This is a genomic window from Pseudomonas mandelii (assembly GCF_006438925.1).
Classification (GTDB): Bacteria; Pseudomonadota; Gammaproteobacteria; order Pseudomonadales; family Pseudomonadaceae; genus Aquipseudomonas; species Aquipseudomonas mandelii_C.
The window spans coordinates 303,196-318,072 of sequence record NZ_RCZA01000009.1; the positions used below are offsets into that span (position 1 = coordinate 303,196).

13 protein-coding genes are annotated in these 14,877 nt (G+C 59.8%); 6 read left to right on the forward strand and 7 right to left on the reverse strand.

Annotation, left to right across the window (positions count from 1 at the left end; genetic code table 11):
• Positions 1–2: 2 nt before the first annotated feature.
• The 6 genes from EAH74_RS22165 to dksA form a co-directional block, all read right to left on the reverse strand.
• Positions 3–1,403 carry a polynucleotide adenylyltransferase PcnB gene (locus tag EAH74_RS22165; protein WP_008153304.1) on the reverse strand — a complete coding sequence of 467 codons (1,401 nt, stop codon included), beginning with the start codon at positions 1,401–1,403 and terminating at the stop codon, positions 3–5.
• An 875-nt stretch (positions 1,404–2,278) separates the two neighbouring features.
• A complete protein-coding gene (locus EAH74_RS22180) occupies positions 2,279–3,715 on the reverse strand; it encodes a sigma-54-dependent transcriptional regulator (RefSeq protein WP_140681113.1) in 1,437 nt (478 codons plus the stop codon).
• A 22-nt stretch (positions 3,716–3,737) separates the two neighbouring features.
• Positions 3,738–6,692: a sensor histidine kinase gene (locus tag EAH74_RS22185; protein ID WP_161990842.1), complete on the reverse strand. Its 2,955-nt coding sequence runs from the start codon at positions 6,690–6,692 to the stop codon at positions 3,738–3,740.
• On the reverse strand, positions 6,676–6,852 hold the full coding sequence (locus EAH74_RS22190) for a hypothetical protein (protein WP_003176118.1): 177 nt from the start codon (positions 6,850–6,852) through the stop codon (positions 6,676–6,678). The genes EAH74_RS22185 and EAH74_RS22190 overlap by 17 nt, the downstream gene beginning before the upstream one ends.
• 77 nt (positions 6,853–6,929) lie before the next feature.
• A complete protein-coding gene (gene gluQRS / locus EAH74_RS22195; protein ID WP_161990843.1) occupies positions 6,930–7,817 on the reverse strand; it encodes a tRNA glutamyl-Q(34) synthetase GluQRS in 888 nt (295 codons plus the stop codon).
• A 200-nt stretch (positions 7,818–8,017) separates the two neighbouring features.
• On the reverse strand, positions 8,018–8,458 hold the full coding sequence (gene dksA, locus EAH74_RS22205; RefSeq protein ID WP_007902025.1) for an RNA polymerase-binding protein DksA: 441 nt from the start codon (positions 8,456–8,458) through the stop codon (positions 8,018–8,020).
• Between the two features lie 332 nt (positions 8,459–8,790).
• On the opposite strand from dksA, the gene EAH74_RS22210 reads away from it, so the two are divergent.
• Positions 8,791–9,963, forward strand: a complete 1,173-nt coding sequence (locus EAH74_RS22210; RefSeq protein ID WP_140681119.1) for a pyridoxal phosphate-dependent aminotransferase — start codon at positions 8,791–8,793, stop codon at positions 9,961–9,963.
• Complete coding sequence (gene sfsA, locus EAH74_RS22215) at positions 9,963–10,676, forward strand: DNA/RNA nuclease SfsA (protein ID WP_140681121.1); 714 nt, start codon at positions 9,963–9,965, stop codon at positions 10,674–10,676. Before EAH74_RS22210 ends, sfsA begins: the two co-directional genes overlap by 1 nt.
• Here the strand turns inward: sfsA and EAH74_RS22220 are convergent.
• Entirely contained in the window at positions 10,673–10,990 is a 318-nt protein-coding gene (locus EAH74_RS22220) for a Rieske (2Fe-2S) protein (protein ID WP_123367825.1), read from the reverse strand. The genes sfsA and EAH74_RS22220 overlap by 4 nt on opposite strands.
• Positions 10,991–11,156: 166 nt before the next feature.
• Here EAH74_RS22220 and EAH74_RS22225 point away from each other — a divergent pair, with 166 nt between their 5' ends.
• From EAH74_RS22225 to EAH74_RS22240, 4 genes are read left to right on the forward strand one after another with little or no spacing between them, the layout of a single operon-like run.
• A complete protein-coding gene (locus tag EAH74_RS22225; RefSeq protein WP_140681123.1) occupies positions 11,157–12,029 on the forward strand; it encodes a heme/hemin ABC transporter substrate-binding protein in 873 nt (290 codons plus the stop codon).
• A gap of 50 nt (positions 12,030–12,079) precedes the next feature.
• Positions 12,080–13,063, forward strand: a complete 984-nt coding sequence (locus tag EAH74_RS22230; protein ID WP_161990846.1) for a FecCD family ABC transporter permease — start codon at positions 12,080–12,082, stop codon at positions 13,061–13,063.
• Positions 13,063–13,830, forward strand: a complete 768-nt coding sequence (locus EAH74_RS22235) for a heme ABC transporter ATP-binding protein (protein ID WP_140681127.1) — start codon at positions 13,063–13,065, stop codon at positions 13,828–13,830. Before EAH74_RS22230 ends, EAH74_RS22235 begins: the two co-directional genes overlap by 1 nt.
• 20 nt (positions 13,831–13,850) lie before the next feature.
• On the forward strand, positions 13,851–14,702 hold the full coding sequence (locus tag EAH74_RS22240; RefSeq protein ID WP_140681129.1) for a ChaN family lipoprotein: 852 nt from the start codon (positions 13,851–13,853) through the stop codon (positions 14,700–14,702).
• The last annotated feature ends 175 nt before the right edge of the window (positions 14,703–14,877 follow it).

A 14,877-nucleotide genomic window follows, 5' to 3' on the forward strand; every position in this document is an offset into this window, starting at 1 on the left:
GATTACTCGCCCGTGGCGCTCGGTGCGCCTGCGGTGCGTTTGCGCTTGGCGCCACCGCTGCGGCGACGTTTGCGTGGCGCGCCAGTGCCGTCATCTTTGCCGCTGAGGTCGCGGATCATGTCGCGACGTTCGCTGTCGTTGGCGTCCTGATAGTCCGTCCACCATTCGCCCAGGCCATCAGTCTGCTCACCGGCGCTTTCGCGCAGCAGCAGGAAGTCGTAACCGGCACGGAACCGCGGGTTGTCCAGCAACAGGTCGGCGCGCTTGCCGCTGCGGCGTGGCAGACGCTCCTGCATGTCCCAGATCTCGCGGATCGGCATGGTGAAGCGTTTCGGAATCGCGATGCGCTGGCACTGTTCGGCAATCAACTCGTGAGCCGCTTCCTGCATCGCCGGAATCGGCGGCATGCCACGTTCTTGCAGGCGCAATACACGGGCCGGCAGGGCAGGCCAAAGCAACGCCGCAAACAGGAACGCCGGGGTCACCGGTTTGTTCTGTTTGATCCGCAGATCAGTGTTGATCAACGCTTCGCTGATCAGCGTGTGGGTGTACGTCGGGTTGTATTCCAGCGCCTCGGCGCTGGCCGGGAACAGCGGATCGAACAGCTGCAGGTCGACCAGCATCTCGAAGGTGTCCGCGGCATGGCCGGAAAGGAACAGCTTGAGCACTTCTTCGAACAGGCGGGCCGATGGGATCTCGCGCAGCATCGGCGCCAGTTCACGGATTGGCGCGGCGCTGTGCTTTTCGATGCCGAAGTTCAGCTTGGCGGCGAAACGCACGGCTCGCAGCATCCGTACCGGATCTTCCTGGTAGCGTTGCTTCGGATCGCCGATCAGGCGGATCAGGTGATTGCGGATGTCGTGTACGCCGTTGGCGTAATCGAGGATGCGCTCGCTGACCGGATCGTAATACAAGGCGTTGATGGTGAAGTCGCGGCGTTGCGCATCTTCTTCCAGCGTGCCATAGACGTTATCGCGCAGGATGCGCCCGCTTTCGTTACGGGAAGACTGGTTGCTGTCTTCCTCTTCATCGTTTTGCGGGTGATTGGCGCGGAAGGTCGCGACTTCAATGATTTCGCGACCAAAGTGGATGTGCACCAGCTTGAAGCGGCGACCGATGATCCGCGCGTTGCGGAATTCGGCCCGCACCTGTTCAGGGGTGGCACTGGTGGCGACGTCGAAATCTTTTGGCGTGATGCCGAGCAGCATGTCACGCACACAGCCGCCGACCAGGTAAGCCTGATAACCGGCGTTCTGCAGGCGTTCGACGATGTTCACCGCGTAGCGACTGAATTGGGCCTTTTGCAGCGAATGTTGGCCGCTGTTGAGCACTTCAGGCGTACTGCGAATGTGTTGCGTATGACGCTTGGGAGAACGGAATGACTGGAACAGCTTCTTCAGCATGGGATGCACTGTTTGAAGGAATGTTCGGCCAAAACGAAGAATGACCGCATGATGGGCGGGGATTCTAGCATTTAGTCGGGGGATGGTGTAGGAAGCTGCGCAAGCGCTTGAAGCAGGGGCTGGTACGCATAGGCATGTAGCAGCTGCTGAGCAGCGCGAGGCTGCGTTCGACTGCGAAGCAGTCGTAAAACCTGAGATTGCGGTGTGTCAGGAGAAAGCCGGTTGCCTATATTGCGACTACTGCGTAGTCGAACGCAGCCTCGCAGGCTCGGCAGCTGCTACAGGGGCAGCGTGAATGTCGAATCGCAGAAACTACAAGGGGAGCCGAAGCTCCCCAAGAAAGTAGTTGCATGCTCTATTTTTATTTTTGATTCGGGCTTTTTGTTTTTATTAAGTGCCCTCGCCATGAAGATTTCCTTCATGACCCTCCCAATCGGGAGCCAAGAGCAAACGGATTGCTTTGGTCGCTGTGTTGCAGTGATCTTGCGATCCAACCAGTGCAGGCTCTGTCTTGTGACAGTTTTTGTTGTTCTCGGCCTGGTCGTGGGGCAAGCCCCAAATACAACGCCTCTCCAAAAGAATCAGTTAGCTACGCCTCTCGCCGTCTTGTTTTTATTGTGCGTGAGTCGATACGTCTTATTTTTATTGTCTTGTACATTGCTTGTTATTGTTCTTGTACCAAACATATAGCAGGGTGCGTGCCAACTTTTGTGAGGGCCAGCAAAACAAGGGGTTAGGCCGGCTGGTGAGGTTTTCAGAGGCCAAAAAAAACCGGGGCTTCGTTACCGTAAGCCCCGGCTTCTGTTACGTGAAAAAGCTGAGGTAACAGTTTTTTCACAAAGTCACGTGTTACCCGCGCATCAGACAGGCACGGTTCAGCTCTCGCTGGCCACTCCGGTCTTGCGCCGCGGAATGCCCAGGCGCTGACGGCGTTCCCACAGGCATTTGCGACTGACACCGAGTTTGCGCGCCAACTCGGTTTCGGTCATGTGGTCCTGATGCTCGAGAACGAAGTGCTGGAAGTAGTCTTCCAGTGACAGGTCTTCGGTCGGCTCATGGCTATTGTTACCGGCGGCGCTGCCCTGTTGTGGGGGCAGGCCGATGAAATCGTCATCGTCCAGATCGCTCAGTTCGATGTCGATCCCCAGCAGCTCGGCGGAAATCTCAGGGCTCTCGCATAGGATGACGGCGCGTTCTACGGCGTTTTCCAGCTCCCGAACGTTACCCGGCCAGGAGTAGTGACGAATGGCTTGCTCAGCATCCGGAGCGAACTTCAGGTCGGTGCGGTTGACCCGCGCGCTCTGCCGCGCCAGGAACGCGGTGGCAATTTCGTTGACGTCGGCGCCGCGCTCGCGCAGGGCCGGCAGTTTCAGGGCGATCACGTGAAGGCGGTAATACAAGTCTTCACGGAACTGACCGATCTTCGCCAGGCTCTTGAGGTCCCGGTGAGTCGCGGCGATCAGACGCACATCGACTTTCTGGGACTGCACCGAACCCACACGACGAATTTCACCTTCCTGCAGCACGCGCAGCAGGCGGGCCTGGGCTTCCAGTGGCAGTTCGCCGATTTCGTCGAGGAACAAGGTGCCGCCGTCGGCCGCTTCCACCAGGCCGGCACGCCCGGCGCTGGCGCCAGTGAACGCGCCTTTTTCGTGGCCGAACAGTTCGGACTCGATCAGGCTTTCCGGAATGGCCGCGCAGTTCACCGAAATCATCGGCGCCTTGGCGCGTTTGGACAGATTGTGCAGGGCGCGCGCCACCAGTTCTTTGCCGGTGCCGGATTCGCCCTGGATCAGGACATTGGAGTCGGTTGGCGCGACTTTGCGGATCTTGCTGTACAGATCCTGCATCGGCGGGCAGGAGCCAATGATGCCGATTTCGCCGTTGGTGTTATTGGCGCCCGGTTTCGCAGCGCCATTGCCGGCTTTACCGGCGACCGGCTCACCGCTGGCTTGCACCGCTTGACGGTCACGCAGGATTCGCGCGACGGCTTGCAGCATTTCATCGTGATCGAAAGGCTTGGCGATGTAATCCACCGCGCCCATCTTCATTGAGTCAACGGCAGAACGCAGGCTGGCGTAGCTAGTCATGATCAGCACCGGAGTGCCTTGGCCGAGTTTGATCAACTCGGTGCCAGGCGCGCCAGGCAGACGCAGGTCGCTGACGATCAGGTCGAACGTGGGAATGGTGAAGCGTTCTTGTGCTTCCTGCACTGAACCGGCTTCGCTGACCTGGTACTGGTTACGTTCCAGCAGGCGGCGCAAGGCGGAGCGGATAATTGTTTCGTCTTCGACGATCAAAATGTGCGGCATTGATTCGATACTCTCGACGGTCTCAGTTCACAGCGGACGTCGCTTCGACATGACGCGGCAAGGTCACCCGGATACGGGTGCCGCGTTGGCTTTGAACATCAGCCGGGCTGTCGATGGTGATTTGTCCATAATGCTCTTCAACGATGGAATAGACCAGTGCAAGGCCCAGACCGGTGCCTTCGCCAGGATCCTTGGTGGTGAAGAAAGGTTCGAACAATCTATCCATGATGTTCTTCGGAATACCGCTGCCTTCGTCTTCCACGATCAAATCGACCGTGTGTTCGCCGGCTTCGCTTTTGACCCGCACCGCACTGCCGGGAGGCGAGGCGTCGCGGGCGTTTGAGAGCAAGTTGATCAGTACTTGTGCAAGCCGCTGCGGGTCGCCTTCGACCCAGTGATCGGGATCGCACAGGTTGTAGAACTGCACTTCGAAATTGCGTCGGTTCAGGGCCAGCAAACCGATGGCATCCTGGGCCACTTCGGCCAGACAGACGGGCTCGTCACTGTGCTGATGACTGCCGGCGTGGGCGAAGCTCATCAGCGACTGAACGATGCGCGACACGCGTTTGGTCTGCTCCAGGATCTGCCCGCTGATTTCCTTCAGTTCGCTGTCTTCTTCGCGCTCTTCGCGCAGGTTCTGCGCCAGACAGGCGATGCCGGTGATCGGGTTGCCGATTTCATGGGCCACGCCGGCAGCCAGTCGACCGATGCTGGCCAGACGCTCGGAGTGCACCAGTTTGTCTTCGAGCATTTGGGTTTCGGTCAGGTCTTCCACCAGTAGAACCAGGCCGCTGTTACCCGGCGCGAGCGGTTCGTCAATCGCTGCTTTGTGCAGGTTCAGCCAGCGGGTCTGGCCGTCGAGGGCCAGGTGCTGTTTGTGTAAATGCTCGTCCGGCAGATTGATGAAGCCTTGCAGCAGCTCTTTCCATGGATCGGCAATGGTGCTCAGGCGCGAACCGACCACACGCTGTGCGGCAATTCCGGTCAGCTCCTCCATGGCTTTGTTCCACATGAGGATTTCCTGATCCTTGGCCAGCGAGCAAACGCCCATCGGCAACTCCTGCAAGGTCTGGCGGTGATAGCGGCGCAGGGCATCGAGTTCGGCGGCAAGCCCGGTCAGGCGCGAGTGGTAATCCTCGAGGCGACTTTCGATGAAGTGGATGTCTTCGGTGACGTAGTTTTCACCGCCGGCCTTATAAGGCAGGAATGTCTCGACCATGTCCTGAGCCACGCTCGGCCCCATCAGGCCGGAGAGGTTGGCTTCGATACGGTCGCGCAAGCGGCGCAAGGCATAAGGCCGGCGCTCATCGAAAGGCAGATAGAGGTCGCGCAGGGCCTGTTCGACTTCTTTCTGCGCAGCCTTGGCGCCCAAGGGTTTTGCAAGCTGCGTGGCGAACTCCTGGGGTGAGGCGGCGTGCAGTTCGCGGCGTTGCGGACGGCGCACGTTGTCCACGGCGCAGGCTTCGGCGGCGCTGGCTTCTTCGCTGCTGGCGTTGGTGAACAGCGAAATCAGGGTGAACATCAGTACGTTGGCCGCCAGCGAGGCGATCGCCGCCATGTGCCAACTGGTGTCGTCCAGCACGTAGATCATGTTCAGCAATGGTATGTAGAAGCCTTGCAGATTGCCGACCAGCGGCAGCAGCATGGTCACCAGCCACACCAGAATCCCCGCGAGCAAACCGGCGATGAAGCCACGGCGGTTGGCGGTCGGCCAGTACAGTACCGACAGCACACCTGGCAGGAACTGCAGGGTGGCGACGAAGGCGACGATGCCCAGATTAGCCAGATCCTGTTCCGCGCCCAGCAGCAGGTAGAAACCGTAACCGGCCATGATGATCGCGACGATCAGCGCCCGGCGGGTCCACTTCAGCCAGCGGTAGATATTGCCTTCGGCGGGCGGCTGATAAAGCGGCAGCACCAAGTGGTTCAGCGCCATCCCGGACAGCGCCAGGGTGGTGACAATGATCAAGCCGCTGGCCGCCGACAATCCACCGACATAAGCCAATAGCGCCAGGGCCTTGTTATTGGCGGCGATGCCGATGCCCAGCGTGAAGTATTCCGGGTTGGTGGTCGCGCCGAGTTTCAGTCCGGCCCAGAGAATCAGCGGTACCGCCAGGCTCATCAACAGCAGGAACAGCGGCAAGCCCCAACTCGCACTGACCAGCGAGCGCGGGTTGAGGTTTTCGGTAAACGTCATGTGGTACATGTGCGGCATCACAATCGCCGAGGCGAAGAACACCAGCAGCAACGTGCGCCATGGGCCTTCCTGCAATGGTGTATGCAAAGCGGCGAGGGCGGTCTGGTTTTGCAGCAGCCACAGTTCCAGCTGTTGCGGGCCGTCGAAGACGCCATACAGCGCATAGAGGCCAACGCCGCCGATGGCGATCAGTTTGATCACCGACTCGAAAGCAATCGCGAACACCAGGCCTTCGTGTTTCTCGCGGGTGGCGATGTGGCGCGAGCCAAAGAAAATCGTGAACAGCGTAATCAGTGCACAGAAGCTCAGGGCCACGCGATGTTGCACCGGCTCGCGGGTGAGGATGCCGATGGAGTCGGCTACCGCTTGAATCTGCAACGCCAGCAGCGGCAGCACGCCGATCAGCATGAAGATCGTGGTCAGTGCGCCGGCCCAGGTGCTGCGGAAGCGGAAGGCGAACAGATCGGCCAGCGACGACAGCTGATACGTGCGGGTGATTTTCAGGATCGGATACAAAAGCACGGGTGCCAGCAGAAACGCGCCGGAGACGCCTAGATAGCTGGACAAAAATCCGTAGCCGTACTGATAGGCCAGGCCCACCGTGCCATAAAACGCCCACGCACTGGCGTAAACGCCCAGCGATAGGGTGTATGTCAGCGGGTGGCGAATGATCGCCCGGGGGATCATGCCCCGTTCGCTGACCCAGGCTACGCCGAACAGCACCGCCAGGTACGCGGCGCTGATCAGGATCATCTCGGTCAGGCTAAAGCTCATCGGCATCTTTTTGGCTCTGCAGGATGAAGGTCACGACGATCAGAATCAGCCAGAGCAGATAAGGGCGATACCAGGCGCCAGTGGCGTCGATCCACCAATCCATGATGGCCGGGGAGAACAGATAAATCCCCACTACCAGGAGCAGGACCAAGCGATAGATGTACATCCCGGCCTCTCTTTTTTATGCGCGTGCCCGAAAACGTGCGGCGATGGTAACGGATGGGCGCGCCACTGCAAGTGTGATCACTGTAGTTGCGCTTCGGGCAGGTTGAGTGTGCGCGGGATCAACAAGGCATCCCAGTGGGCGATGCCCCAGTTCAGCACTTCCCGTGGGGTGGCGTAAGCCAGTTCGGCGCCGGGATTGTGCCCCAGTGCGCGCAATGCACGCAGCAACAAGGGGGTTGCCTGATCTTCGGTCAACGGCGGCGAACGATAGGACTTACCGAGCTTGTTGCCATCGGGCTGGGTGATCAGCGGGATATGCAGATAACGCGGTTGCGGCAGGCCAAGCAATTCTTGCAGGTAGAGCTGGCGCGGCGTGGAGTCAAGCAAGTCGGCGCCGCGGACGATATCGGTAATGCCTTGCCAGGCGTCGTCCAGCACCACCGCCAGTTGATAGGCGTAGAGCCCGTCGCGGCGACGAATCACGAAATCGCCGACGTCCCGGCCCAGGTGTTGGCGGTATTCGCCTTGCACCCGGTCGATGAAGTGGTATTCCAGCTCGGGGACGCGCAGGCGGATCGCGGCATTTTTAGTGTCATGACCGGCGTTGCGGCACAGCCCCGGATAAATCCCGTGGTAGGGCGCAAGTGTTTTGCGTGAACAGGTGCACGCGTAGGCCAGACCGTGATTGAACAGGCGATTGAGGACTTCGGCGTAGGCATCGTGCCGGTCACTCTGTCGGACCATTTCGCCATCCCACTCGAAACCGTAGCTTTCCAGGGCCTTGAGAATGGCCGCTTGAGCGCCGGGCTCCTCCCGTGGCGGATCGAGATCTTCCATGCGCATCAGCCAGCGGCCACCCACCGAGCGCGCGTCGAGGTACGAGGCCAGCGCTGCGACCAGCGAACCGAAATGCAGATGTCCACTGGGCGTGGGGGCGAAACGCCCGATGTAGGTGGGGGAAGTCATAAAGGCGATCTATGTTGTCCGGCGTACGCAAGTCCCTGTGGGAGCGAGCCTGCTCGCGAAGGGGCCATCAGCTCCAACATTACTGTTGCCTGATACTCCGCTTTCGCGAGCAGGTTCGCTCCCACAGTTTTTGCTATCGAAGCGAACTTCAGAAACAAAAACGGAGCGTTCGCACGCTCCGTTTTTCGTTCAGGTCGAGATTACTTGCCGACTTGCTTTTCCTTGATTTCCGCCAGGGTCTTGCAGTCAACGCACATGTCGGCGGTAGGGCGGGCTTCCAGTCGCTTGACGCCGATTTCGACGCCGCAGGACTCGCACCAGCCATATTCTTCGTCTTCGATCAGTTGCAGCGTCTTGTCGATCTTTTTGATCAACTTGCGCTCGCGGTCGCGGGCACGCAGCTCGAGGCTGAATTCTTCTTCCTGACTGGCACGGTCTGCCGGGTCCGGGAAGTTGGCCGCTTCGTCTTTCATGTGATCAACCGTACGGTCGACTTCCTGCATCAAGTCCTGTTTCCACTTATTCAGGATCTTGGTGAAGTGAGCGCGCATGGGCTTGCCCATGTATTCCTCGCCCTTTACTTCTTTGTAGGGTTCGAAGCCGCTGATCGACTGGTTTTGCTGCTTTGCTTGGGTGGGCATGAAATGGACCGCCTCTACTCTTGTAATCCATTGCGCAGGATTGCTCCATCACCGACACCTGCCGGCCCTGCGGCTGCAAGCGGGCGAACTTACCAGATCAAATCGGACCGCGCTACTCCCGGATGTCGAGGTAGTGGCCCGCAGTGCTTGCAAATGATTGCAAAGCCTTGTCTGGTGGCGCTGGAGACCTGATCAATTATTGATTTTAGTCAAACCTGAGACACACGCTTGAGTCGTTTGAGACCAGCGTTATAACGGTCTGACCGCTTTAGGTTCTCGCTCGTTCCTGCGCATGGGTAGAATTGGTTTTTTTCCCCGTTGAAGGAAGGCTAATGGCTCAGTCCTACAGTGCCCGCAGTCGCGCGATCGAACCTTTCCATGTCATGGCGCTGCTGGCGCGGGCCAATGAACTGCAAGCCGCTGGTCACGACGTGATCCACCTGGAAATCGGCGAACCCGACTTCACCACCGCCGAGCCGATCATTCAGGCCGGCCAGGCCGCATTGACGGCGGGGAAGACCCGTTACACCGCCGCGCGTGGCATTCCCGAGTTGCGTGAGGCCATTTCCGGCTTTTATCAGCAACGTTACGGTTTGAACATCAATCCGCAGCGAATCCTCATCACGCCTGGCGGTTCCGGTGCGCTGCTGCTGGCCAGCGCCTTGTTGGTGGACCCGGGCAAGCACTGGCTGCTGGCGGACCCGGGATACCCGTGCAACCGACACTTTTTGCGGCTGGTGGAAGGCGCAGCGCAGCTTGTTCCTGTAGGTCCGGACGTGCGCTATCAACTGACGCCGGACCTGATTGCCCGCCATTGGGATAACGACAGCGTCGGTGCCCTGGTGGCTTCGCCAGCCAATCCGACCGGGACGATCCTGACCCGCGATGAGCTGGCGGGCCTGTCGGCCGCGATCAAGGAGCGTCACGGTCATCTGGTGGTGGATGAGATCTATCACGGTCTGACCTACGGCACTGATGCGGCCAGCGTGCTGGAAGTCGATGACAGTGCCTTTGTACTGAATAGTTTTTCCAAGTATTTCGGGATGACCGGTTGGCGCCTCGGTTGGCTGGTGGCGCCGGAAGCGGCGGTCGGTGAGCTGGAAAAACTCGCCCAGAACCTCTACATCAGCGCCCCGAGCATGGCTCAGTACGCCGCTCTGGCCTGCTTCGAACCGGCCACGATCAGCATTCTGGAAGAACGTCGTGCGGAATTCGGTCGTCGTCGGGATTTCCTGCTGCCAGCCCTGCGAGAGTTGGGCTTTGGTATCGCCGTCGAGCCTGAAGGCGCGTTCTACTTGTATGCCGATATCAGCAAGTTCGGCGGTGATGCCTTCGCGTTCTGCCGACATTTCCTCGAAACCGAACACGTGGCGATTACTCCGGGTCTGGACTTCGGTCGTTATCAGGCCGGCCACCATGTGCGGTTTGCCTACACCCAAAGTCTTCCGCGCCTACAGGAAGCGGTCGAGCGGATTGCGCGCGGCTTGAAGAGTTGGCAAGGCTGATGCGTTTTCATCCTCCCCTCGAAGAAGGTCGTTTGATTCGTCGTTACAAGCGTTTTCTCGCCGATATCGAAACCGTTAGCGGCGAGTTGCTGACCATTCACTGCCCGAACACCGGCTCGATGCTCAATTGCCAGGTCGAAGGGGGGCAGGTCTGGTTCAGCCGTTCCAACGACCCCAAGCGCAAGTTGCCAGGCACCTGGGAAGTCGGCGAAACCCCTCAGGGGCGCTTGTTTTGCGTGAATACCGGGCGGGCTAACGGCTTGATCGAAGAAGCATTGCGAGCCGGTGTCATCACCGAACTCACCGGCTTTACCGAGCTGAAGCGCGAAGTGGCCTACGGTCAGGAGAGCAGTCGCATCGATTTCCGCCTCGATTACCCGAGCGGGCCGGCTTATGTAGAAGTCAAAAGCGTGACCCTGGGCTTCGATGGTTCTTCGGTGGCGGCATTTCCCGATGCAGTGACCCAGCGCGGGGCCAAGCATTTGCGCGAATTGGCGCATTTGGCCAGGGACGGAATTCGTGCGGTGCAGTTGTATTGCGTCAATCTCACCGGCATCGACGCTGTGCGTCCTGCAGAAGAAATCGATTCGGCCTACGCCGCAGCCTTGCGTGAGGCGGTGTCGTGCGGGGTCGAGGTGCTGGCCTATGGCGTGCACTTGACCCACAAAGAAATGGTGGTCGATCGGCGTCTGGATGTGTTGCTCAACGGTTAAAGACTGACCCAGATCCCTTGCTCGTCTTCGCGGCAGGCGACGGTGGTCAGGGACTGCCCGGCGCAAGGACCGGACACGCATTCGCCGTCTTCGATCAGAAACAGTGCGCCGTGGGTCGCGCACTGGATCAAGCTGTTGCTGGGGTCGAGAAACTGGTCGGGCTTCCATTCCAGTCCCACGCCACGGTGCGGGCAGCGATTGATGTAGACGTAAACCTGGCCGCCACGGCGCACGGCAAAGAGCTTCTGGCCGTCGATGTCGAAACCGCGACTGCTGGCATCGGCCAGCTCAACGCCTGCACAAAGAAACTTCATGTCTATCCTCAAGTCCTGCGGCTCGTGACTGGATATGTCCGAGCTTGACGTTCAAATGCAAGCAATTATCAAATGGCTGCCTTGCCCTTCGGGTACAGATGCCAGGCGCCAAGGATACGTGGCCTGTCATTTTGATGCCCGGAAAAACCCTTAAAGGAAGCTGTTTATGCGCCTGAGTACCCGCGTTGCTGCGCTCTGTGTCGGACTCCTCATCAGCCACCTCGCCGCAGCGGCCGAGTTGCCACAACGTTGGGTCAGTGCCAGTGGAGCGCTGACGGATTGGGTCATCGCGCTGGGCGGAGCGTCAAAACTGGTCGGTGTCGATACCACCAGTCAGCATCCTGACTCCCTCAAGACGCTGCCAAGAATCGGGTATCAGCGGCAACTGTCGGCGGAGGGCATCTTGAGCTTACGCCCGCAGATTTTGATCGGCACCGAAGAAATGGGACCGCCGCCGGTGCTGTCGCAGATTCGCAGTGCCGGCGTACAAATCGAACTGTTTTCGGCTAAACCGGATCTGATGACCTTGCAGGACAACTTGAAGCATTTGGGCTCGTTGCTCGGCGCTGAAGACCGGGCGGCGCGGTTGTTCGAGAGTTATCAACGGATGCTCGATCATGAAAGGGGTCGGGTCACTCAGGCACAACTGACGCAAAAATCGCCGGGCGTGCTGTTGTTGCTTGGCCACGCGGGCGGCAAACTGCTCATCGCCGGCAAGGACACCGCCGCCGATTGGTTGCTGCAACAGGCCGGTGGGCACAATCTGGCCACGCATACCGGCTACAAACCCTTTTCTGTCGAATCCCTGGTCAGTCTGGACCCTGAGGTGCTGGTGTTTGCTGATCGTGCACTGATCGGCGATGCGGCACGTGCGGCGTTGTTCAAGGAGAACCCGATCCTGTCCTCGACCCGCGCGGTCAAGGACGGGCGAGTCTTGGAGCTTGATCCGACTTTGTTGGTCGGGGGATTGGGGTCGCGGCTACCCCCTTCGTTGAAAAAACTGTCTGACGCCTTTTACCCCGATTCGGCCGGCCAATGACCATCCTGGTTAAACCCCGCGCTTTATTCATCGGTCTGATCCTGCTGTGTGTGCTGGCCATCTGGCTGTCGTTGGCGCTTGGGCCGGTGAGCTTGCCGTTGTTCGACACCTTGCGTGCAGCCCTGCGGCTGGTGGGGGTGCCGATCGCGCCCGACGGGCTGGAGCAGGCCGAACTGATCCTCGGGCAGATTCGTTTGCCGCGAACCTTGTTGGGTTTGGCTGTGGGAGGGGTGTTGGCACTGTCCGGCGTGGCAATGCAGGGGTTGTTTCGTAATCCCCTGGCCGATCCGGGGCTGGTCGGCGTCTCCAGCGGTGCAGCATTGGGCGCGGCAATTGCGATCGTCGGTGGTTCTGTGTTCGGCGGTCTGCCTGAGTCCTTCGGGCCATATCTGTTATCGCTGTGCGCGTTTCTCGGCGGGCTCGGCGTGACGGCGTTGGTGTATCGACTGGGCCGGCGCAATGGGCAGACCCATGTCGCGACCATGCTGTTGGCCGGTATTGCGTTGACTGCGCTGGCCGGCTCCACCGTGGGGCTGTTCACCTATCTGGCGGATGACGCGACGCTGCGCACCCTGACGTTCTGGAACCTGGGCAGCCTCAATGGCGCCAGCTATTCGCGGCTCTGGCCGCTACTGCTGATCAGTGCCGGCGTGGCGCTGTGGCTGCCGCGTCGGGCCAAGGCCTTGAATGCGTTGTTGCTGGGTGAGTCGGAGGCCGGTCACCTGGGCATCGACGTCGAAGGGCTCAAGCGCGAATTGGTGTTTTGCACGGCGTTGGGTGTCGGGGCCGCGGTGGCCGCAGCAGGGATGATCGGGTTTGTGGGTCTGGTGGTGCCGCATCTGGTGCGACTGCTGGCCGGGCCGGATCATCGTGTGCTATTGCCAGCGTCAGTATTGGCGGGTGCCAGTCTTTTGTTGTTTGCCGATCTGGTGGCGCGACTGGCCTTGGCGCCGGCCGAATTGCCGATCGGGATTGTCACGGCATTCATTGGTGCGCCGTTCTTTCTGTATTTATTGCTCAGAGGGCGTGCCTGATGTTGCGAACGCAAAATCTGCAAATCCGTCGGGGCCGAAAGATTGTCCTGACGGACATCACGCTTGAGCTCAAACCGGGCGAAGTTCTCGGCGTGCTGGGGCCGAATGGCGCCGGCAAAAGCACTTTGCTCGGCGCCTTGTGCGGCGAATTTCAGGCTCATCATGGCAGCGTCTGGCTCGACGAGCGCGAGTTGAGCGATTGGACGGGGACGGCGCGAGCGCAGCGCTTGGCGGTATTGCCGCAGGTGTCGACCCTGGACTTCGCCTTTCGTGTCGAAGAGGTGGTCGGCATGGGCCGCTTGCCGCATCAAAGCGGTCGGGTTCGCGATGACGAGATCGTTGCCGCCGCATTGCACGCTGCCGATGCCGGACATTTGAGTGGCCGCAGCTATCTGGCCTTGTCCGGTGGCGAACGTCAGCGGGTGCATCTGGCGCGGGTTCTGGCGCAGCTCTGGCCGGGCGAAGCAGGACAAACGTTGTTGCTCGATGAGCCAACGTCGATGCTTGACCCGCTTCATCAGCACACCACGTTGCAAGCCGTGCGCGAGTTCGCCAATAGAGGCGCGGCGGTGCTGGTGATCCTGCATGATCTGAACCTGGCAGCGCGCTATTGTGATCGTCTGTTACTGCTCGAAGGCGGACGCCCTGTGGCACTCGATACGCCGGAGCAGGTGTTGCGCCCGGAACCACTGAAGGCAGTGTTCGGGCTGGAAGTGCTCGTGCAGCAGCACCCGGAACGTGGGCATCCGCTGATCATCGCCCGCTGAGTTTTTTATGGAGTGAAAACATGCGTGGGATTTTGATGCTGGCCTTGCTGATGCTGAGTGCCTGTCAGCATGTTTCGACTCCGCCGCCGGTTGTCGGCGAGATCCGGGACTTACGCAGCGGTCAGACCCTCACGGCAGAGGAACTGGTTAAACGGTTGGAAAAGCCCTCGAGGCTGATCGTGGGCGAGCAACATGACAATCGCGATCACCATGAACTGCAGTTGTGGTTATTGCAGTCGCTGGGTGAGCGGCGACCTCAAGGCAGTCTGCTGCTGGAAATGCTCACGCCGGATCAGCAGCCGCGTGTCGATGACGTTCGTCACGCCTCGACACCACCGGCGGATTTACCCGGTGCATTAGCCTGGCAGTCGGGGTGGGACTGGAATCTGTACGGGCCGATCGTTCGCTTCGCGCTGCCCCAGCCATACCCGTTGCTGGCAGCCAATCTGGACATGCTTGAAGTCCGTGCCGTTTACGCTAATCCTCCGACATTGAGCGGTTCGCGCTCCAACGCTGCTTCAGTCAAGGACGAGTTGCTGAAGCAAGTCAGCGACTCCCACTGCGGCCTGCTGCCGACATCGCAGATGCCGGCGATGCTGGCGGTTCAGCAGCAACGTGACCGACGGATGGCCGAGCGCCTGCTGGCGGCACCCACGCCTTCACTGCTGTTTGCCGGTGCTTACCATGCGCGCAAGGATGTCGGCGTGCCGATTCATGTGCTTGATCTGGGAGGGCCTCAGGCGCCTGCAGTGTTGATGCTGGCGGAGCAGGGTAGCGAGGTCACACCGGCCATGGCTGATTACGTCTGGTACACGCCTGCCACGCCGCCGCAGGATTACTGCGCGCAAATGCGTAAGCAATTTGGCAAGTGATCGAACGACTTTTCTGCAGGCAAAAAAAGACCCGGCAAGAGCCGGGTCAAATAACCGTGATTAGCCTGATGAGGAGATATCTGAGAGTCCGAACCAAGGGCTTTTCAAATATCGGCCAGTCTCGCGACCAGCTGTGGTAATCATAGCGATTCTCATTATCAAGTCAACCACTGAT